Source organism: Natrialba asiatica DSM 12278 (assembly GCF_000337555.1).
In the GTDB taxonomy this organism is placed as follows: domain Archaea; phylum Halobacteriota; class Halobacteria; order Halobacteriales; family Natrialbaceae; genus Natrialba; species Natrialba asiatica.
In genome coordinates this window covers 48844-69216 of the sequence record NZ_AOIO01000041.1, presented here as the reverse complement: position 1 = coordinate 69216, position 20373 = coordinate 48844, and the positions used below count along the sequence as shown (strand labels likewise).

Annotated in this window: 23 protein-coding genes and 1 pseudogene; 16 read left to right on the top strand and 8 right to left on the bottom strand. The window is 59.6% G+C overall.

Going from position 1 to position 20373, the window contains the following annotated elements; all coding sequences use genetic code 11:
- Positions 1 to 28 precede the first annotated feature (28 nt).
- Entirely contained in the window at positions 29 to 754 is a 726-nt protein-coding gene (locus C481_RS19835) for a DsbA family protein (protein WP_006111126.1), read from the bottom strand.
- 110 nt (positions 755 to 864) lie between these two features.
- On the opposite strand from C481_RS19835, the gene C481_RS19830 reads away from it, so the two are divergent.
- The 10 genes from C481_RS19830 to C481_RS19785 all read left to right on the top strand — a co-directional run bounded on the left by C481_RS19830 (position 865) and on the right by C481_RS19785 (position 6552).
- Positions 865 to 1413, top strand: a complete 549-nt coding sequence (locus C481_RS19830) for a hypothetical protein (RefSeq protein ID WP_006111125.1) — start codon at positions 865 to 867, stop codon at positions 1411 to 1413.
- A complete protein-coding gene (locus C481_RS19825; protein ID WP_006111124.1) occupies positions 1410 to 1904 on the top strand; it encodes a hypothetical protein in 495 nt (164 codons plus the stop codon). Before C481_RS19830 ends, C481_RS19825 begins: the two co-directional genes overlap by 4 nt.
- Positions 1905 to 1950: 46 nt before the next feature.
- Positions 1951 to 2214 (top strand): response regulator, encoded by a 264-nt coding sequence (locus C481_RS19820; protein ID WP_006111123.1) that lies wholly within the window; start codon positions 1951 to 1953, stop codon positions 2212 to 2214.
- Positions 2215 to 2313: 99 nt separating this feature from the next.
- Positions 2314 to 2673 carry an ArsR/SmtB family transcription factor gene (locus C481_RS19815; RefSeq protein WP_006111122.1) on the top strand — a complete coding sequence of 120 codons (360 nt, stop codon included), beginning with the start codon at positions 2314 to 2316 and terminating at the stop codon, positions 2671 to 2673.
- The gene (locus C481_RS19810) at positions 2673 to 2936 is read left to right on the top strand and encodes a DUF7521 family protein (RefSeq protein ID WP_006111121.1); all 264 of its coding nucleotides are present in this window, start codon (positions 2673 to 2675) and stop codon (positions 2934 to 2936) included. The genes C481_RS19815 and C481_RS19810 overlap by 1 nt, the downstream gene beginning before the upstream one ends.
- A 114-nt stretch (positions 2937 to 3050) precedes the next feature.
- Positions 3051 to 3773: an SCO family protein gene (locus C481_RS19805; RefSeq protein ID WP_006111120.1), complete on the top strand. Its 723-nt coding sequence runs from the start codon at positions 3051 to 3053 to the stop codon at positions 3771 to 3773.
- Position 3774: 1 nt separating this feature from the next.
- A complete protein-coding gene (locus C481_RS19800) occupies positions 3775 to 4362 on the top strand; it encodes a TlpA family protein disulfide reductase (protein WP_006111119.1) in 588 nt (195 codons plus the stop codon).
- A complete protein-coding gene (locus tag C481_RS19795; RefSeq protein ID WP_006111118.1) occupies positions 4359 to 5021 on the top strand; it encodes a cytochrome c biogenesis CcdA family protein in 663 nt (220 codons plus the stop codon). The genes C481_RS19800 and C481_RS19795 overlap by 4 nt, the downstream gene beginning before the upstream one ends.
- A 117-nt stretch (positions 5022 to 5138) precedes the next feature.
- Positions 5139 to 5897: a TrkA C-terminal domain-containing protein gene (locus C481_RS19790; protein WP_049904808.1), complete on the top strand. Its 759-nt coding sequence runs from the start codon at positions 5139 to 5141 to the stop codon at positions 5895 to 5897.
- 115 nt (positions 5898 to 6012) lie between these two features.
- Positions 6013 to 6552 (top strand): DUF2243 domain-containing protein, encoded by a 540-nt coding sequence (locus tag C481_RS19785; protein ID WP_006111116.1) that lies wholly within the window; start codon positions 6013 to 6015, stop codon positions 6550 to 6552.
- A gap of 964 nt (positions 6553 to 7516) precedes the next feature.
- Here C481_RS19785 and C481_RS19780 read toward each other — a convergent pair.
- Positions 7517 to 8440 (bottom strand): sulfite exporter TauE/SafE family protein, encoded by a 924-nt coding sequence (locus C481_RS19780; RefSeq protein ID WP_049904806.1) that lies wholly within the window; start codon positions 8438 to 8440, stop codon positions 7517 to 7519.
- A 331-nt stretch (positions 8441 to 8771) separates the two neighbouring features.
- On the opposite strand from C481_RS19780, the gene C481_RS19775 reads away from it, so the two are divergent.
- Positions 8772 to 9143, top strand: a complete 372-nt coding sequence (locus tag C481_RS19775; protein WP_006111113.1) for a thioredoxin family protein — start codon at positions 8772 to 8774, stop codon at positions 9141 to 9143.
- 35 nt (positions 9144 to 9178) lie between these two features.
- Here C481_RS19775 and C481_RS19770 read toward each other — a convergent pair.
- Together C481_RS19770 and C481_RS21820 are read right to left on the bottom strand one after the other, a co-directional pair.
- Positions 9179 to 10961 (bottom strand): annotated as a pseudogene (locus C481_RS19770) (carbamoyltransferase family protein).
- Between the two features lie 63 nt (positions 10962 to 11024).
- Entirely contained in the window at positions 11025 to 11246 is a 222-nt protein-coding gene (locus C481_RS21820; RefSeq protein WP_152422219.1) for a hypothetical protein, read from the bottom strand.
- Here C481_RS21820 and C481_RS19765 point away from each other — a divergent pair.
- On the top strand, positions 11235 to 13085 hold the full coding sequence (locus C481_RS19765; RefSeq protein WP_006111112.1) for a multicopper oxidase family protein: 1851 nt from the start codon (positions 11235 to 11237) through the stop codon (positions 13083 to 13085). The two genes, C481_RS21820 and C481_RS19765, sit on opposite strands and share 12 nt — an antisense overlap.
- Positions 13086 to 13190: 105 nt before the next feature.
- Here C481_RS19765 and C481_RS19760 read toward each other — a convergent pair whose 3' ends face one another.
- The 3 genes from C481_RS19760 to C481_RS22355 form a co-directional block, all read right to left on the bottom strand.
- Complete coding sequence (locus C481_RS19760; RefSeq protein WP_049904792.1) at positions 13191 to 13598, bottom strand: helix-turn-helix domain-containing protein; 408 nt, start codon at positions 13596 to 13598, stop codon at positions 13191 to 13193.
- Between the two features lie 101 nt (positions 13599 to 13699).
- Positions 13700 to 14737, bottom strand: coding sequence for a sulfite exporter TauE/SafE family protein (locus C481_RS19755; RefSeq protein WP_006111110.1), 1038 nt, complete (start codon positions 14735 to 14737; stop codon positions 13700 to 13702).
- Positions 14738 to 14884: a DUF7512 family protein gene (locus C481_RS22355; RefSeq protein WP_006111109.1), complete on the bottom strand. Its 147-nt coding sequence runs from the start codon at positions 14882 to 14884 to the stop codon at positions 14738 to 14740. It abuts the gene before it with no gap.
- A gap of 337 nt (positions 14885 to 15221) precedes the next feature.
- Here C481_RS22355 and C481_RS19750 point away from each other — a divergent pair, with 337 nt between their 5' ends.
- Positions 15222 to 16067 (top strand): universal stress protein, encoded by an 846-nt coding sequence (locus tag C481_RS19750; RefSeq protein ID WP_006111108.1) that lies wholly within the window; start codon positions 15222 to 15224, stop codon positions 16065 to 16067.
- Positions 16068 to 16107: 40 nt separating this feature from the next.
- Here the strand turns inward: C481_RS19750 and C481_RS19745 are convergent, their stop codons facing one another.
- Positions 16108 to 16764, bottom strand: a complete 657-nt coding sequence (locus C481_RS19745) for a helix-turn-helix domain-containing protein (protein ID WP_049904791.1) — start codon at positions 16762 to 16764, stop codon at positions 16108 to 16110.
- Between the two features lie 110 nt (positions 16765 to 16874).
- On the opposite strand from C481_RS19745, the gene C481_RS19740 reads away from it, so the two are divergent.
- From C481_RS19740 to C481_RS19730, 3 genes are all read left to right on the top strand, one after another.
- Entirely contained in the window at positions 16875 to 18224 is a 1350-nt protein-coding gene (locus C481_RS19740; RefSeq protein WP_241434720.1) for a heme-copper oxidase family protein, read from the top strand.
- 224 nt (positions 18225 to 18448) lie between these two features.
- Positions 18449 to 19459: a potassium channel family protein gene (locus C481_RS19735; protein WP_006111105.1), complete on the top strand. Its 1011-nt coding sequence runs from the start codon at positions 18449 to 18451 to the stop codon at positions 19457 to 19459.
- Positions 19460 to 19534: 75 nt separating this feature from the next.
- Complete coding sequence (locus C481_RS19730; protein WP_006111104.1) at positions 19535 to 19891, top strand: SHOCT domain-containing protein; 357 nt, start codon at positions 19535 to 19537, stop codon at positions 19889 to 19891.
- The last annotated feature ends 482 nt before the right edge of the window (positions 19892 to 20373 follow it).

Sequence of the window (20373 nt, the reverse complement as noted above, 5' to 3'; positions counted from 1 at the left end):
GTTCTGACCGGAATAAGGGCGGTTATTCTTACGCGTCCCCGATCCGCTCGATCGCCTCGTCGAAGCGCTCGATTGGCTGTGCGCCGACGAGCGTCCCGACGGATTCGGAGTCCGGATCGAAGACGGAGAATGTCGGCGTCCCCCCAACGCCAAACGAGCGTGCTTGCTCGCTATCCGCGTTGATCTCGTCTTCGAGCGCCGATCGTCGATCGTCGAGACACGACTCGAGCGAGTCGGCGTCGACGCCGTCGACCGAGCGCGTGTACTCGAGGAGATTCTCGGCTGTGGCCCAGCCGGAGTTCTTCTCTCCCTGTTCCTCGAAGATCGCCGCATGCCAGTCCCAGTACGTCGATGGGTCGGCGTCGCGAACCTGGTCCCATACGCACTTGCCGCCGATCGCGGCCGTCATCGAGTCAGCACCGAAGTACGGCAGCGAGATGAATATGATTCGGACCGTACCCTGTTCGACGTACTTTCGAACGAGGTCGGGGAGCGTCTCCCGTTCGAACTGTTCGCAGAACGGACACTGGAAGTCCGTCCAGTAGTAGATATCGAGCGGTGCATCGGACGCACCCATAATCGGCTTCCCCTGCAATTCGACGCCGAGGTTCGATGTCTCGTCGCTCGAGTGAAACGACGGGGAGAGGTCGTGAGCGGTGCCGTCAGATCGCGTGAGATAGTAAGCGCCACCGACGCCGAGCGTTCCAACGAGACCTGTAACGAGAGCGCGACGAGACGGCTGATCGAGCGACATCGATTGTTCGCGCTCACATTTACGCGACCGGTCCTAAACGGATCCGCTGATTTGCTGACCCAGCAAATCGGAGTCGGTGATTTCAGTCATCTCTGCATCGGTGTGGATAGATGTTCACGCGCGATTCGATCAGCAGGTACCTGACGAACCTCGCTGCAGCGGTCTCGTACCCGTTCGAGACGTGGCGAGGGACGATCGGACTGGTACTCGTGACGGTCGCCACCTACGTCCTCCTGATCCTGAGTACGATGCCGGAGTTCTCGCTCCAGATGCTCGGCGACGGACTCCACTGGTTCGAATACGTCCTCGTCTCGCTCACGGAGACGATTTACCGAACCGACGGCTGGTTGGGGCTCGCGGTCATCGTCCTCTACGCCCTGCTCTCGGGCGTCGCGGTCGTCAACGCCGTTGCGCAACTGCAGATCGTCGGTCTCTCGAGTCTCACCGACCTCTCCGGCGTCGTCCCGGGGCTCCTCGCATCGGGGTGTGCGAGCTGCGGTGCCGGCCTCCTCGGCTTTCTTGGGTTCGCCGGGGGACTGGCAGTACTCCCGTACGACGGCGCGTTGCTTCGCATCGGCGGGCTCGCCCTCTTGGTGTTCTTCCTCGGACGAGCGGGCCATCCGGAACACTGTGTGATCACGACGGAGGCGACGAAATGACGGCACACGACTTCGCCCGATCGATTCGATCGGATCGGCGAGCGATGCTGTGGGGAACGGCCACCGGAATTGGCGTGGTCGTGCTATTCGGGCTCGTCACCGGTCTCATCCCGAACCCCCTGTACGTTCGGATGGTCCCCCGGACGCCCACCGACTACCTGTTTCTGATGCTGACCGCGCTGCTGGCGGCCGTCTACACCGCACAGCGACTGGCGACCAAGGTGTCCGATCCCGACCTCGAGGGCGACGACGAGAGCGAGGCCGACGGCGCGAGCAGCGAGGATCGCTGGGCGCTCGGCGGTCTCGTCGGCGGATTCCTGGCGGTCGGTTGTCCGATCTGTAACGTTGCCCTGCTCGCCCTGTTCAGTTCGTCCGCGCTCATGACGTACTTCGATCCGTTACGACCGGCCCTCGGCGCGCTCTCCGTGGCGATTCTGGCGGGACTTATCTACGTTCGCCACAGGCGGTCGTGTCCGACCTGCACACCGTGATGCGTTCGACCATGAATCACCACCGCATTGTTGAATTATTGAAATAATGATATACACGCCCTCCCGAAACTGGCGCCCGCTCCTCGAGACGCTCGATATCGATCCCAAATGGACGGACGTTCCCATCATCGTCTTCACAGAGTTAGACGGGGAATGTATCGCACAGTCATACGCGCTCCGCGCAAACGCATATATTCGGAAGCCGGATGACCGAGACGGGTTCGTCGACGTCGTCCACACGCTCGAGGCGTTCTGGTTCGACGTCGTCTGGTTACCGCCAGGAGACGAAGCGGATGACGACCGACAGTAGTCACGAGTGCTACCCGAAAGTCAGGGATAAGACGGTGACGGTGATTTGCTGAGTCGGGGAATCGTGGCCTATTTGGTACTGAACGACGGGGTCTATCGTGTGCAACACGGAGGCTCTTCGGACTCGGCGGAAATCTTTCAGATCCTCGCGGACGAGTATGCACGGAAGATACTCCTCGCCGCGGATCACGGGCCGAAGACCGCGAAAACGCTCAGTGAGGAATGCGACGCCTCGCTCACGACGATCTATCGGCGAGTATCGACGCTGCAGGACCACGACCTTATCGAGGAACGGAACACCGTCGATTCGGACGGCTCCCATCGAAGCAAGTTCCAAACGTCGCTCGAGGAGCTCCACGTCGATATCACCGACGGGCAGCTCTCGCTGACGCTGGAGACCCGCGACGAACTCGCTGACAACTTCACGTCCCTCTGGAGCGATCTCCGGGGTGACGACTGATGGAAGCGTCGTTCGTGATCGCCAAACTGTTCACGTTCGTGTTGAGTCTCGGCGTCGCGTATCTGGCGTATCACGGCTATCGGCGCAGCGGTCAGACGCCAATGCTGTACGTCTCCGGCGGGTTCGTCTTCATCGGCGCCGGCGCGATCTGCGAGGGACTCATCTACCACGTGTTCGGGACGACGATCGCGTCCGCCGCCCTCGTGCAGGCGGCCATCGTCTCGAGCGGGATGGTGCTCGTTCTCATTTCGTTGACGAAGTGATATCTCGAACTCCCGAGCGGCATTCGCGCTCCTCGTTCACCCTCGCCGCTGCCCTTTTTTCTGACTCGGGGAATCGCCGCGCAGGATTTCCGATTCCCACCGAAACGTCGAGGTATGAACCGGCGTCTCTGGCTCCGATCGATCGCCGCCTCGAGTGTCGCTACCACTGCAGGCTGTCTGGATTCCTTCTCGAGTGGCGAGGGACAGGCAGACGACAGCGACGGTAGTGAACGGAAGCGTGCCGACGGAGCGGTTCTCGGCCCACCGGATCAAGATCTGAGCGAGTCGTCGCATCCGAGCTACGGCGACGACGTTCCGTCGGTCGAACTCCCCAACCCGCTGACCGGTGAAACCGTCTCGACGGACCAGTTCGAGAGCGACCGGGCCGTTTTGATGACCTTCTTTTATACGTCGTGTCCCGATGGGATGTGTCCGGCATTGATACTCCGACTCCGCCGTGCACAGGAAGCCGCTGCTGCCAACGGGTACGGTGACGATGTCCAACTGCTCGCGATGACGTTCGACCCGGAACGGGACACGGAAGACGCGCTTCGAACGTTCGCCGGTCAGCAGGGAGTCGATCTCGAGGCCAGGAACTGGGACTTCCTCAGACCGGAGCGGTACGAAACGGCGAAGAAAATCTTGACCGATCAGATCGGGTTGCCGCTCAAGAAGATCGACGCCGAGAAGTACGATTCGCTCGAGTATCAGTTTCCCCACTATAATTTGATCCTGCTCGCGAACGAACGGGGGATCGTCGAGCGAGCGTATCCCCGGGGGGCAACGGTCGAGATCTCACGGGTAGTCGACGATCTCGAAACGGTGGTGTCAGCGTAAGATGCGCAGGCGAGATATCCTCGCCGGAGTCAGCAGTCTGGGTACGATCGGTGGCGCAGGAGCGCTGGCGATACGCGGTCCACCGTCGTTCGGAGATGGAACAGACGAAACCCAGAGCGAGAATTCGGATGGAACAGGATCTCCGGACACCGAACCGCTCACGATCGAGACGATCGATGCCCCGGGAAGCGAAGCCGGCGAGGTCCGTGTTCCGGCGTCCGACCGACCCACGTTCATCGATTTCTTCGGCACGTGGTGTCCGCCGTGTATCGAGCAGATGCCTGCACTTGCGGCGGCGAACGATCGCATCGGTGACGACGTGCTATTCATCTCGATCACGAGCGAAGCGATCGGGCGATCAGTGACGAAAGCAGAACTAGTCGACTGGTGGGAGAAACACGACGGGAACTGGTCTCTCGGCCTCGATCCGACTGCGGAACTGACTGCACGGTATCTCGCGAGCGGCTATCCCTCTGCGGTTGCGATCGATACGTCCGGTCGCGTCCAGTGGTCGGACACCAGAGTCAAAACGGCGGACGAACTCGTGGCGGGGATCGAACAGGCGCTCAAGACGAGGACGGACGCGTGATCGACGCACCGTTCCTGTCGACGGTCGTCTTCGCACTCACTGCCGGCGTCGCGACCTTCTTTAGCCCCTGTGCGTATCCGCTGTTGCCCGGGTACGTCGGGTTATACGTCAGCCGGACGGACGGCGACGCATCACTCGGTGGGGCGACGACCCGCGGTATCGCCGCAGGCGTTGGCGTTCTGGGAACGCTCGCAGCCCTCATCGGGGTGACGTTCGTAATCGGTCAGCAGACGCTATCGAACCTCACGATCTTCGAGTCGCTCGTCGGCGGACTACTGGTGATCTTCGGCGCGCTCGTTCTCGCCGGTCGCGCCCCCTCGCTGTCGATTCCGCTTCCGAAGCGGCGCTCGAGTATCTTCGGATTCGGACTCTTCGGTTCGGGGTACGCGCTCGCTGGGGCCGGTTGCGTCGCGCCCGTCTTCCTCGCGGTCGTCGCCCGCTCGCTATCGCTGCCGACCGAGGCGGCGGCGCTCGTCCTGATGACCTACATCGGTAGCGTCGTCGCCCTGATGATCGCGGTGACGGTCGCGACCGGAATGGGGCTGGTTGCGAGTGCAGGTCGGTTCGCGGCCTACTCGGGACCCCTCAAGTGGCTCGCCGGAGGCCTGATGATCGTGGCTGGAGCCGGACAGCTTTATCTGGCGCTCGTTGTCTATTAGCACGATTTCATCATTTAGAACAACTCGTGTAACTCACGGTCAGTACAGTCTGCTAAGATGGCGATCCCGTTGAATGGAGACTGCGTATTTTTACAGTTCTCTGTAGGACACCATCTTATGGTAGCGACCAATCAAATCCTGTCCGTTTTCATCATCTTTGCCCTCGCACTACTGGTGGTTCGGATCGGAGCGATTGCGCTTCGAATGACTGGTCTCTCACCGGACGTGGCCACATTTCAGTCAGCATCGGCATTTTCGGGAGCGGGGTACACGACCGAAGAAGCAGAGTTTACGGTCTCAGAGCCGAGCAGACGAACTATTGTCATCTGGCTCATCCGAATCGGAAGTATCGGGGTTGTGAGTGCGCTTGCGTCGGTCCTTCTATCGTTCATCAACGCTGAGGGCGAGGACTTTCTTACCCTCATCTACGTTATCAGTGGGATTGTCGGGATTATTCTTCTCGCTCATAGCCAGCTATTAAATCGAGCAGTAACGCCAGTTATCGAATGGACACTTGACCAGACGACGGATCTTGCTATCCAAGATTACACGAAGGTACTTGGTCTTCAGAGTGAATATCGCATTGCTGAAGTTGAGGTCAACGATGATGAATGGTTGGCAAATGATACGGCCAGAGGATTGAATCTCTCTGACGAAGGCGTGATCCTGCTTGGGGTTGAGCGAAATGGTGACTATATCGGTGCCCCCGGTCCTGATACAGAGATCCAACCGGGAGATACCGTTGTCCTCTATGGGAAAGAAGATCGATTACAGGAACTTGCAGACCGAGATGGAGGGGATGTTAAAGCACACAAGGAGGCACGTGACGAACATGAGAACATCCTTGCTGAACAAGAACAAATCATCGATCAGTAAGCACACGTAGTTACCGTTCTGTACAGATGGTTACGAAAATGATCTCAAAGTACGAGGTTAAATTCACGTTCGCAATAACTCAGAACTTTCTGTGTTGGTAGTAAGCGCAAATACGATGAGCAATCATCCAGACACCACGCGTGATCAGACCCAGAATACGGTGACTCAACGCGCGCTAATCGCGGCAGGAGTATTCGGATTTGGATTCAGCGGGTTAATTGACGTACTCGTTTTGCACCATATCCTCCAGTGGCATCACTTGGTTTCTGGAATCTATCCAATGTACACGCTGGACGGCCTTGAGACAAACATCCTTGCAGATGGGCTGTTCTCACTTGCGATGTTAATTATTATGGGAGTCGGGGCCGGCCTTGTGTGGCAGTCTGAGCGACGAACTGTTGTTCCGTTGGCCGTCCAACCGCTGGCTGGTGCTGCTCTCATCGGTCTCGGCGTGTTTGATGTCTATGACGCCTTCATTGACCACGCTCTGTTAGGCCTTCATCAGCCAGTCGGTCCTGGCGGGAAATCCTTGTCTTGGGGTGGTCAGTATAACCCTCATTGGATAGTGGTCAGCCTCCTCTTCATCACTGCGGGGTACTACGTCTATAGAACGGGGATACAGAATCGTAGTGGCGAGCGGGAAGAAGCCACATAATTTGTCTGCAATTTCATACTCATGTTTGTTCTACGTATCCTCTCAATGCTTGGGCTTCTGTTATACGGAAGTCCGTTACATGGTCCTCCGCAAGCGCCACCGCCGCCAGTCCCCCATTGGGTCGTACTGCTCGTTGTTGTTCCTATCCTTTGGCTTGTCATCGGTGGTACAGTACTAATGATCGATTGGCTGTTACGACAGTTCTGAAAAGTAGGGACGTGAACAGGACTCATTGAAATGTTACTGTTCCGGTCACGTCGAAGCACAGCAATATGTTCGTATACGTAATTGCTGTTCGTAGAGGGCAAGGACATACCGGTGTGAGTAGCTATTTCTCAAATTAGGGATTTAAGTTATGTTCACTACTTAACCGCTTCTCCTCCTACTTGTAATTCGCAACTGGTGCAATATTGTTGTTCATTATTTTGGACACCTACGTGTATGGGAATTGAGCCTATTAATAGGAAACTACTACCAGTAGCCGCGATGAACGCTTGTTGCCCCGAATGCGACAGTGGACTGGGTGAACTGGTCGAAAAGTACGCTGTGGAAGAGGTTGCAAAAGCGAGTTTCCAGTGCCGAAGCTGCGAACACGAATGGTCGGTTATATTGTAGCTCCTTCTCAAACCCATTTTGTTTTTATTCCTCGTGCATGATTTCGGCGACCGCATCAATATCGAGGTTTTGGAGAGGCATGTCTCTGCCAATTGTGTATTCTGATATTTGCCCACAGTCGTAGCACTCAAGGACGAAATCTGTCTTATGAGCCATCATCCGTGCGTTTTCCTGTCTTTCACAGCTAGGGCATGAAAGCCAATCCCGAAACGTGTATCCCATATCTCTCTCAAACGTGTCTATCTATCATGGTTTTAGGGGGTGCATTCGATATACACACGTACTTACCGGATCAAGTGCTCCAGTTTCAGGTGCCGTATTGCACACTAAACCCGTATTCCAACGACTGTTAGAAGAACAGCGCCGGCACGGAGTTCCGGAAGATGTTGAGCGAGATAACGAACAGGAGTCCGACGACGAACCAGTTGAACGCGCGCTCGTCGAACTCGAGGCGTCGGAGATACGTCCCCACCAGCAGGCCGACGATCGTGACGACGGCGATCACCGACCCGAGCCAGAGCCGGTAGGTCGTCAGGAGATCGGTGAACAGCGCCATCTGTATGATACGAACCGTAAATATCGTTCCGAGAACCATTGCCAACCCGCCGATGTATCGCTCGGCATCCCGCTCGAAGGTATGGAAGTACGCCGGGAGCAGCGGCCCGAGATTCGCGAGAGCGAGCAGGAAGCCTTGGGAAAACCCAGCCATACCGAGGGCGACTGGGTGGTGTGCTTCCTCGACCGTGACGAAGTTCTGTACGACCTGAAAGACAACGTAACTGAGGAGGACGAGTCCGATAACGAAGGGGACGAGCGGTCCGGCGCTGTACGTTGCCAACGCTGCGACGCCGATAATAGTCCCAATAACGGCGAGCAATAGGAGCGACCACTCCTCGCGAACGAACGACCGCCCCGTTCCGGTTTCCGCGATCTGGAACATATTGAGCATCCACGGGGGAATCGCCAAGACGACGACGGCGACGGTCGGATCGATCACCGTCGCGAATATCGGTGTCATGATGAGCGAGTAGCCAAAGCCGGTCATTCCCTTGACGATGCCAGCGACAATCGCGACCATGCTCAGTACGGCGAGCAATCCGACTGAAAGTTCGGACTGAACGCCCCGTCCGGCGTTCTCGAAACCCGGGAAGAAGACGATCGAGGCGACGAGAACGGTCAGCGTCGCGCCGACCATCGTCACCTCGCGGTACTGAAACTCGAAGAGATTGGTGAAGAACTGTTCGACATCGACTGTATTTTCGGGAGCACTCATACTAGTTCGAAGGCGCATCTCGACCCTCGAGATCACCGTTTCGATGACATCGGTCGGCCATCCGTATTCCACTGTGCTATTCGGCGAGATTTATCGAAGCTCAAGTTACCGGTAATCTGGCAAATCGTCAGATTAGTCCTTCTCGAACTTGTCTCCAGGGATAACTCAAGAAATAGCTCTGTCGTCTATAGGGGCAATATTAGCCATCAATTTTCCGATCGTCGGTACGCAGTCATCACCATCTTCATCTGTGGATCGATCGACCGATTGCACAATAGTATTGTGCCCATTATGCAAAACACTGATACCCATTCGGACCCTAGCAGTCGTGATGAGCAAACCCACACCCTCAGAGCTGACCGGTGACGGCCGCGCGACCCACAAACCCGTCCAGTTACACGATATGGCGGACTACGACGACTTACTCACGGCACACGACCTCGTCTTGCTCGAGTTCGTCACGTCCGGCTGTGGAATCTGCGCGTCGATGGAGCCGGTGCTCACTGGAGTCGCGCGCAGCGCACCTGGCGTCGTGGCGACGGTGAACGCCGGTCTCGTTCCGGATCTCGCCACCGAGTTCGGCGTCCAGAGCGTCCCGACGCTCGTCGTCCTGCGCGACGGCGACGAAGTCGCCCGCCTCGACGACGGGTTCCAGAGCACTGAAACGCTCGTGGACGTCCTGGAGACACACGCGGCGCGCTAACGTCGCCGACGACTGTCCCAAGGACGGTCTCGCTGCTACTGCTGTATCGGGTCCAGCGCGTCTTCCGAACGGAGTGATAGGGCCGACCGCCGATCAGTTTTCGTCACGTCCTTTTCGACCACGAGGTCCTCGAGGACGAGCACGTCAAGTCCCATTCCGTAAAAGTCCTTGATCGCCTGTGTCGGCGTCTGGACGATCGGTTCGGCGTGATCGTTGAACGAGGTGTTGAGGACGACCGGCACGCCGGTGATGTCGGCGAACTCGGAGATGAGCCGGTGATAGCTCGGGTGATGGTCCTCGCGAACGGTCTGAGGGCGCGTCGAGTCGTCGGCCGGATGCAAAACGGCCTCAAGTTCGTCGGTTCTCTCAGGACGGATGTCGTAGGCATCGATCATGAACGGCGCCGAACCGCCGTCGATGAGGTACTCCTCGACGGCCGACTCGAGCAGCGAGGGAGCGAACGGGCGCCACTCCTCGCAATGTTTGACAAACCGATTCACTCGATCACGGGACTCGGCGGTGCGCGGATCGGCGAGGATGCTCCTGGCACCGAGTGCCCGCGGCCCCATCTCCATCCGGCCTTGGAACCAGCCAACGAGGTCGCCGTCGGCAAGCCGTTCGGCGACGTACCGCTCGAGGTCGTCCGGTTCCCCGTACTCAGTTTGTTCGTCTTGAGGGTCGAACGAATCTCCTCGGTTTCGTATTGGGGACCGAGGTAGACATCGGTCTGGCGGTCGACGGCCGACGGTGGCTGTCCCGTCCATCCCGCACCGAGCGCGAGCCCCGCATCGTTGGCGACCGGCTGGACGAAGACGTCGTCGACGTATGGTGACTCACGAACGCGCTTGTTCAGCTTGCAGTTCAGCGCGACACCACCGGCGAGTGCGACGTTCGCCGTGCCCAACTGATCGACGGCTGTCTCCGCGATGTCGACGACTGTCTCCTCGAGCAGATTCTGAGCAGTGTACGCGAGGTCTTTCTCCCACTGGTCGAACTCGCCGGGCGTTTCGTTTCGAGGACGGCCAAACGCGTCCTCGAGGGTTTCGATGCCGTGGCCGGTTCCCCAGCGCTTCGTCAGTTCGGTGACGTCGTAATCGGCGCCTGTGTCGATCAGCCCGCGTAGGACGCCTTCGATCTCTGGATTGTCCTCGCCATAGGGTGCCAGCCCCATCACTTTCCCCTCGCCGTTGAACATCCGGTAGCCGAGGAACTCCGTGACGACCGCGAAGAAGAGCCCGAGACTGTTCGGGTGTTCGTAAGTGTACGCGCGTGTCAGGCCGTCCTCGTCGCCGCGCCAGACGACCGTCGAGTCGTACTCACCTTTCGCGTCGACCGTGAGGACAATCCCCTCGTCGAACCCGACGGATGGAACGCGCTCGCAGCGTGGCAGCGGTGATGCGGAATCGTCTCGATCGGCGGCACCGGCGAACCGATCGACTCGAGGCGGTTCTCGATCTGTCGGGTCGGAACGAACCGGCTCCGAACCTGCGTGACGAGCGTCTGTTCGAGTGCGGAGAATTTTCGTCCGATTCCGGGCGCTCGGATCGCGTCGGAAACGTAGTGTGAAGCGATCTCGCCCCGGAGCTGCGGCTCGTACGGGAGGAGGATCCGATTCAGGTCCGGAAGGGACAGGTTTCGATGGTCGAGACACGCCCGGATCGCGTGTTTGGGAAACGTATCCGTCGCGTGTTTGTCCCGCGTGTATCGCTCTTCCTCGACGCCGAAGACGGGCGTCCCATCATCGAAGAGAACGGCGCTCGGGTCGTGCTGGCCGTAAAGCCCGGTCGCCGGTTTGAACGCGAGTTGGTAGTCAGTCATGGCTCGTGAAAGTTGCGTACTGTAATCCAACCCTGGAGACGGCAAAACGACGCTGACGATTTGCTAACCTAGCAAATCGTCGACGACGTAGTCGTATTCGTCGTCACTCTGGTACTGGTCCACTCTCTCATGGATCTCGACGCGGTCGGGCACTCTGCTCGAGACCCCGCCCAGCACGATGCCCGCGAGGCTCTCGACGATGTCTCTTCTTCCGATTCCTACTGCATCGGAATCGACCGGTCCTGCATATACGGACCATTCATAGGCAGAGCTATGGGAAATCACACTGGACCGTCCAGACCGAGTGTCTCGCGCCGCGAGCTCTGCATCGCAGCCGGGGCCGCGGGTATCTCGGCTCTCGCAGGCTGTTCGACGGGGAATACGAATTCATCCCGAGCGGGGAACGCGACGACGATAACGGACCACTCGTCGCCGGACCTCGAGAAGTGGGTCGACGAGGTCCCCCGGCCGAGCGTCGCGGAACCGTCCGGAACGAAGGATGGACGCCCTCGCTACGAGATAGCAATGGGCGAGGTCGAACAGAAGCTACACCGCGATCTCCCGGCGACGACCGTCTGGGGCTACGACGGGCAGTTCCCAGGCCCAACGATCGAAGCCGAGCAGGGCGAACCGATCTACGTCCGCTGGACGAACGACCTTCCGGACGAGCATCTCCTGCCCGAAGACACGACGATTCATAGCGACCTCATTCCGTACGATACGCCGGGCGTACGGACCGTAACGCATCTTCACGGCGGAAACGTCGAGTCCGAGAGCGACGGTCATGCACAGGCGTGGTTCACTCGAGACTTTCAGGAGACGGGCCCCGAGTTCGAGAAGAAAGACTACTACTATGTAAACGACCAGCCGCCGGCGACGCTGTGGTATCACGACCACTCGCTCGGCATTACGCGATTAAACGTCTACGCCGGGCTCGCGGGGTTCTATCTCTTGCGGAGTGACCACGAACGGAGCCTCGGTCTGCCCGAGGGCGAGTACGAGATCCCGCTCGTCCTGCAGGATCGGAGTTTCGAGAGGGATGGATCGTTGTTCTATCCAACGGCCATCTCGGACGAGAAAGGCGGCAGCGACGAGTCACACCCCGATCCGAGTATCGTTCCGCAGTTCTATGGCGACACGTCGGTCGTCAACGGGAAGGCCTGGCCTCGGCTCTCCGTCGAACCCAGATCGTATCGGTTCCGGCTCCTCAATGGGTCGAATAGCCGATATTATTCCCTCCAATTCCGCCGGTACGACGAATCGCCGGGCGAGACTGATGGAGACGGACCGTCGTTCGTCCAGGTCGGGAACGACGGCGGCCTCCTCTCGACGCCGGTCGAGATCGGCGATCGCCTCGAGCTCGGCGCTGGCCAGCGCGCCGACGTCGTCGTCGACTTCTCCGAATCCGCCGGCGAGACGCTGCTGCTCCACAACGACGCGCCCGCTCAGTATCGCGGCAAGACGGGTTTGGGGGACGACGACATCGTTCCGCTCCCCGAGATCATGCTCGTGGACGTGAACGAGGCCGGAGATTCACAGGATGCTACTGAGCTCCCCGACGAACTCACTCGTGTTCCGGACATTTCCATCGATTCGGTCGACAACGAGCGATACCTCACGCTCAACGGCGGCGCGACCGACGACTACAGCCGACAGCTCTACTTGCTCGGAACTGCTGAAGAGCCGGACGGTCTCAAAATCGACGCCCCCGTGACCGAGGAACCTGCGCTCGGTGACACCGAGATTTGGAGTTTCGCTAACCGAAGTGGGATGTCCCATCCGATGCATCTCCACCTCGTGCACTTCCAGATGGTAGGACGACAGTCGATCGGAGACTACGATCCAGACGAGGACGAGCTCGACCTCGAGGCGCTCGAAGCACCCAAGCCGTACGAACGAGGGTGGAATGACGTGATCACCGTCGATCCCGGTGAAATAGTCCACGTAATCGTCCACTTCGGGGGGCACGACGGACTATTCAACGATCAGACGGGCACGTACATGTGGCACTGTCACATGCTCGAACACGAGGACCATGACATGATGCGGCCGTTCACCGTCTTACCGAACGATGGTAGGGGCGCCGATAGCGACGACGTCGACGATTCTACTACCCAGCGCTGAAGCGGTGGGCTCGTCGGGGGACTCCCGTCAGCGAAACGACCTAAAAGCGGTTCGAGGAGAGTGAAAGTACGGACGAGAGCGAAGAGAGTAGCGGCCGGAAGACGATTAGCTCTGTGCGGGCATCTCGATGTCGGCCTCTGCGTGTTCGTACTTGTCCTCGAACTCTTGGATGAGCTGCCCCATCTTCGCGTACCAGTCATTGAGCTTTCGCTGCATGTCGTTCGCGATCTGGGTCGGATCCGTCGGGTAGTAGACGTGGTAGTAGCCGCCCTGCTCGTAGTTGATCTGCTCCTTCTGGATGAATCCGCTCTGGAGCAGGCGCTGGATCGATCGGTACGCGGTCGAGCGCTCGCGGTCGACCCGCTCGGCGACCTCGTCGATCGTCAGCGCTTCCTCGCTCTCGACCATCACGCGGAAACAGTCCTTATCGAGTTGCTTGAGTCCGTGAATGCACTCCAAGAGCCCTTCGCACTCCATGTCCTGCTGCAGTTGTTCCGCCATCGAATTAGCCATTGTACTACTAGCCGATAGGGACCGCGTCGGTATAAGGGTTGTGTGAATATTGTGCAATCTCGATGAGCCGATACCAAACGGGATGAGTGGCGTCTACAGCGTCAGTCTGCGGACGTCGCGGACGCGTTCGACTGGGCACGCATCGTCGTGATCGTGCTGTAGATCACGGCCCCGCTGACCATGAACGCCGAGAGCAGGATCAGCACGAAGCTGGCCGTATTCAGCACGTCCATCCCGAGGTAGTCGCCCGCCTGACGGAACGCGACGGCGATCGAACCACCGACCAGCATCAGCCCGAAGTAGATCTTGATGTCATCTTCGTCGACGATGCCGGTCGCGGCCGAGCCGATCCGGGCGCCGAGCGCGCTCCCCGCAAGTAGCGGTGCGACGATCGAAAGGTCGACGCCACCGTTGAGTCCGTAGGTGAACGCGCCGAAGCCGCCCGAGAAGACGATCTCGAAGAGGTCGGTCCCGACCGCGACGGGAACCGGGACGCCGATCAGGTAGACCATCGCGGGCATCTTGATGAAACCGCCACCGACACCCAGGAAACCCGACAGCAGACCCGTGGCGAACGCGACGACCAGAATCAACCAGAGCGAGACCTGGATCCCGCCGGCAACTGTCATCATCGGCGGGATACGGTAAGACTGAATCCGCTTCGCGAGGGGTGGAATCGCGTCCGGATCGATCTCCCCGTCGGACTCGTGGTGGCTGCCACTCGAATCGTCTCCGCCGTCGTTTACGAGCGCATTTCGGGTGACGAACAGCCCGACCGCACCCAACAGGACGACGTACGTGATGCCGATGGCACCGCTGGCGAGTCCCAATTCCTCGAGATAGTACACTATCCGACTCCCCACCTCGATACCGCTCGTCGTCCCGACGATCATCAGTCCGCCAAGTTTGTAGTCGACCTGGCCGAGGTCGCGGTGTTTCAGCGTCGCAATCATGGCCGTCCCGAAGACGAAGGCCATGCCGCTCCCGACGGCGACTCTGGCGGGATACCCCATCACGAGTAACGCCGGTGTGACGAGGAACGAACCGCCCATGCCAAAGAAGCCGAATAGGACGCCGACCATGAAGCCGAAGCTTACGAACAGTGCGAGCGTCATCAGGGCGATTCCGAATAGCTCCATCTATGCGCGTGTGATTTTCTCGACGATCGGCGCTGCGACTCGCTCGAGCGCGCCGTACCCGACGTAGAGAACGAACGCCTCGAGGAGGACGGCGCCAACGAGGACGCCTGACTGTACTGCTGACGAATACGCTGCGAGGTCGATCATCGATACCGACCTCCGTCGCCCGATTGTGTGCGGAGCATAGGTTTCTACTCGGTATCGTCTATCCGGAGGACGGATATAACATTTTTGGGAATTCCGCACAATATTACTGCAGTCTATCTCACGGCTATCCAACGAGAATATTCCAGTAAGTTATACGGAGCCGAGGAACGAACCGACGGAGACTCCTTCCGCTGGCGCGCGGTCGGAACGCGGTGTCAGCGGATTCGTGACGAGACGGAGTCGGCGTCGCGATACCTACGGATCGGTTACGACTGATAATTCGGAGTAGGTATTGGTTTGCACAAACAATATTATGCGTCCGAAGCCTACGACCGGTATGATAGCGATCTGTGCGACCGATCTCTCGGCCGCCAGCGAGGCGACGATCGAGAGCGAGACCTGTCTCGAGTGTCTCGGCCGAATCGGTGTCGAGGAGATCCACCTCGTGACCGTGATCCCGTCGAACGTCCACGCGGGGATGCCCGGTATCGACTTCGCAGCGCGACGCGAGCAAGCGCTCGATCGCTATCGCAGCGTTATCGAAGACGCGGACTTCGACGTCGAGGCACACGTCGTTCGCGGGACGCCTCATCGACGCATCAACGGGATCGCAGAGGCGGTCGGCGCTAGCCTTACAGTCATCGGCTCGCGCGGAAAGAGTCCGCTTGAGAACCGCGTTATCGGATCGACTGCACGCAATCTCGCGCGGACGACGATCGTCCCACTGCTGGTCAACCGGATCGAACGCGGGGCGGACGAGCCAGCCGTCGTTCGCGAACACCTGTTTCGGCGGATGCTGTTCGCGACGGACTTCTCGGAGAACGCCGAGCGGGCGTTCGAGGCGTTCTCGTACCTCCGTCACGCGACGCAGGAGGCGACGCTAGTCCACGTTGAAACGCCGAAGGATCCGGCGCTTCCAGAGGGCGCCGACCCCGAAGCGCGACTGGCGGAGTTGGCGACCAAACTCGAGGACTGGGAGATCGAGACGCGAACGGCGGTCCATCAAGGTGATCCGGCGGACGAGATTCTCGCTGCGGAAGTCGAATACGAACCGACGACGATTCTCGTCGGCTCGCGCGGTCACAGCAGGCTCCGCAGACTCTTGCTCGGGAGCGTCTCCGAAGATATCGTCGCACGGGCGGACGGCAACGTTATGCTCGTACCGCCGGATCGAACGGCGTAACACGAGGGCGAACCGTCGGCTCACTCGAGCGTGAACCGGTTCACCGATCGTGAGAGATGGAGTCGACGCGTTCGTCGGCAAACCAGTGTGCGATCGCGCTCTCCGCGCGATGCAGGACATCGCTACAGGTCGACTTGGTCACACCGAGCGCCGACGCGATGTCCGTCAGCGTCGCCTCGCGGGGAACGTCGTAGTACCCCGCCTCGAGAGCGGTGCGGAAGACCTCGAGCTGCCGATCCGTCAACAGATTCTCTGCGTCGCTCGCGGCGACGGCGTGTACGTACTCGATGTGGTATTCGATGCCACGCTCATCGAACGCGTCGCCGAGCATCGATAACCGGTCCGCACTCGTCGTCAGTTCCCAAGTCACCACGCCGTCTTCGACCGCAAACGGCGTCTCCATTGGAACGCCGGCCTGCTGCATGGGAACGAGCAGTGACGGATTCGATGTCTCGACCTGCAGGAGTGCGGTCTCGTCGTGCTTCCAGAGCAACTCGAGGTCCCGGATATCGCTCCGCTCGTCGATCGCGGCGAGTATCGGGACCGGATTCGACGCCGCCAGTTCGATGACACCGATCGCGACGTCCGATCCCGGCAACACTGAACTGACTCGAAACGTAGTGTCGGGATAGGCCGTCGAAATCTCGTGGATCCAGAGGGATTCGGGGAGTTGGACGGTGAGTTTCGCCCGTGGCATCAGTATTGATGATTGGCAGTCGAACACCGTAGCATACGCTTCGAACATGTTCGAAGCACCCAGCAATATTCGCGACAACGGATACACAGCGGCCGATCAAACGAACGTGTATGGCTAATACGGATCCGTGCGACCCACGTCCAAGCGACTCCGAATACCGATCCACCCGGCGGATGGCTGATGGACCGACGCTCACTCTGACGCCGTTTCACGTTGCTGGCATCGCATTCCTGTTTGTCGGTTTCGCGCTCGCTCTCTATCAGGGCCTTCAAGCATTCGAACTCGTTCCGCAGGTATCGTGGATCACGTGGACGCACATCCACTTCGTTACGATCGGCGCGTTCACGCAGTTGCTCTTCGGCACGCTGCCACAGCTGACGGCGCGGAAACTCGAGCAACCGGGACCGTCAGCAACGGCTATCAAAGCCGTTTTTCTCGGATTGAACGGCGCCGTACTACTCGCCTGGTACGGTCGTGCCTTTGGCGAGCCACTGTGGTTCGACATCGGCCTCGGGACGATCTGGCTGCTTACGGGCTGGCTGTTCGCCGTCGTTCTCCTGATGGTACGCAGAAGCGACGGCGGGCGAGCGCGCGACCCGACCATTGGCTTTTACCTCCTCTCACCGTTCGTCTACCAGATCGGGCTCACGTTCGCGTTCGGACTGTACAGCCACGGCTGGGACGTCCCCGGCGGCTGGTACGGACTCCGGGAGGCACACGTCCACGCCAACGCGTGGGGGTTTCTGGGCCTCGCGGCGATCGGCACGCTGTACGATCTCTTTCCGCGGCTCGTGGACGCGGAGCTATACAGCGACCGCCTGAAACGATACTCGTTCCCGCTGTTTGCACTCGGTATCGTCCCGCTCGTCGTCGGACCGGTGCTCGGCATGGGGAAGACGGTGACCGCGATCGGACTAGTACTGTACGCCGCCGGCTACGTTCTCTATATTTACACGCTCGCTCAAACCTACCGGGCCGGCACGCCGAGCGGGACAGCGCTCTCGGTGCTCGTCGCCCAGCTGTGGATCCTCGGCCCGGCGAGCTTCGCCCCGTTCATCCTGTTCGGCATCCCGCTGGGAATCCCCGAACCGTGGATCGAGACCGGTGCGCTACACTTCTTCTTCCTCGGGTGGGCGCTTCCGGTCGCGCTCGCGGGCTCGCTGCTCGTCGCCCGCTCGCTCGAGTGGGATCCCGAAACTGTCTGTGGTGACGACCGCGAGGACCGCGTCGATGGACTCGTTCCCACCGATCGTCTGCCGATGGTCGTTGGACGAGGTTCCGTTCTTGCATGGAATCTCGCAGTACTCGCTGTCGGGATCGGCTTCTTCTATCAGGACCAGCCGTGGTCGGCGCTACTGCACGGCTCAGGATTCGCCGTCCTCCTCGGTTTCTGGGGCTACTATCTATTCAAAATCATCGAGCAACGGTGGGCAGTACGGTCACGCGCGTCGCCGGCCTGAGTGCGATTCCGAACTCGGTCGATCCAAGTGCTGTGTGCACAACCATCGTCCGGTTTCTCTCGTGACGGACAGCGTGCAACGCTATTCCCCGTGAACGATTTCGCCTCGTCTCTTCACTAGCCGGGCACACTTTCTATATCCCGGCCCGACTACGCTACGATAGGTCTCCTCTCGAGTCGGACACGAAGGACGCGTGAATCTATTCACATCAACACGGGTCAGAAATGAACGTCGTTTATCTCGCGCTCGGTGTCGGCCTTCTCGCTACCACTGTCATCGATATCGTCTGGACGACGCTCTGGGTCGAAGGGGGGGCCGGCCCGCTCACGTCTCGACTGATGGTGTGGACGTGGCGCACGCTACGACGAATAGGCGGTCAGAATCCCAGACTGCTCAGCCTGTCCGGACCGTTACTCTTTGTGCTGACTCTCACGATATGGATCGTGCTGCTCTGGGGTGGTTGGACGCTCGTCTTCGCCAGTGCCGAGAACGTCCTCATTGATACGCTCAACCGAGAGTCCGTCTCGTGGTCCGACCGATTCTATTTCACCGGCTATACGATATTCACGTTAGGTATCGGAGATTTCGTTCCCAGAACAGGACGCTGGCAGGTCGTCACGATACTCGCGACTGGGAACGGATTGCTCTTCGTCACCCTGATCGTCACCTACGCGCTTTCTGTCCTCGAGGCGGTCACCCAGAAACGCGCGTTCGCCAGCACTGTGAGCGCGTTCGGGACCCACAGTGAGGAGCTCGTTCGAACGAGTTGGACCGGCGAAGAGTTTCGAGGACTTGAGGTCCCGCTGAATACCGTCGCGACGCAGCTCGCGACCCTCACCGAGAATCACAAGGCCTACCCGATCCTTCACTACTTTCACAGCGCCCGGCCGGATCGATCGCCGATCGTCGAAATCGTAGTCCTCGATGAGGCGTTGACGCTGCTCCGATTCGGCGTTCCGAAACGACAGCGGCCGAACGAGATTACCGTCCGAAACGCCCGCATAAGTGTTGAACACTACCTCGAGACGCTCCGCGAGAGGTTCGTCGAACCCGCAGACGACCTACCTCCTGCGCCCGATCTTCGCACCCTCCGCGAGGCAGGTATTCCTACCGTGTCGGACGACGAGTTCGAGACTGCCCTCGATGAACTCGAAGCGCGACGGCGACTGCTGTACGGACTCGTCGACTCCGACGCTCGAGAGTGGCCGTCCCGGAGGACTGACAGAGCCTCTTGACGCGGACGGACGGATCGTTCCCGGTACTCGGTATTCACCATATCGTTCAATACTCTGGCGATCGAAGGACAACGTATGGCAACCGACGACTCACTGATTCGAACGCTGTTGATCGTTATCGCCGCGATCCTGCTCCTGCCGGTACTCATGATGGCGCTCGCGATGCCCATGATGGGCGTCTGGGGCGGCGGCCACATGTGGAACGGCGGAATGTGGGACGGAACTGGCGCCACGTGGATGTGGCTCCTCATGTCGGTTATTCCGTTGTTGGTGCTTCTCGGTCTCGGATATCTCCTGTACAGCGCGGTTCGGCACTCAGGCGGACAACGGGCGGATCCTGCACTCGAGGAACTGAGAACCGCCTACGCCCGCGGCGACCTCACAGACGAGGAGTTCGAGGAGCGCCGTGAACGCTTGCGACAGGAGAAGTAGTACGCGGGTGGATGCATTCCGAGCGGGACGCCGCCACTTCTGTCCGGCAGTGCCCTCTCTCGATGGATCGAAGCACGTTCGCCCAGTCGGTCCCGGACGTGCTTTTCGCTGATCTCGCAACGGGGTACACGGCCGCAGACGGCGGATTCGAGGACCGTCCTTTCGAGTTCGTCGGAATGGTACCGACTGGAGCGATGAGCGCGACCGCGACTAACATGGCACGGTTCGTCCGGGTACACCTTCACGGCGGAGCCGTCGATACTGATCGGATCCTCGAGTCGGAAACGGTCGCGGAGATGCACCGTCGGCAGTTCACCAACGACAAACGGAATGGGAGGAGGTGCGAGACGCGGCGAAGCGGTCTTGGGTCACCGCAGCAGCCACGAGAGCGGTCGATACGGTACTGCACTACCCGATCAAACGGGCGGTGTCAACGCCGTGGTATGGTTCATTACTGGACTCGAGGACGCTCTGTTCCCGGT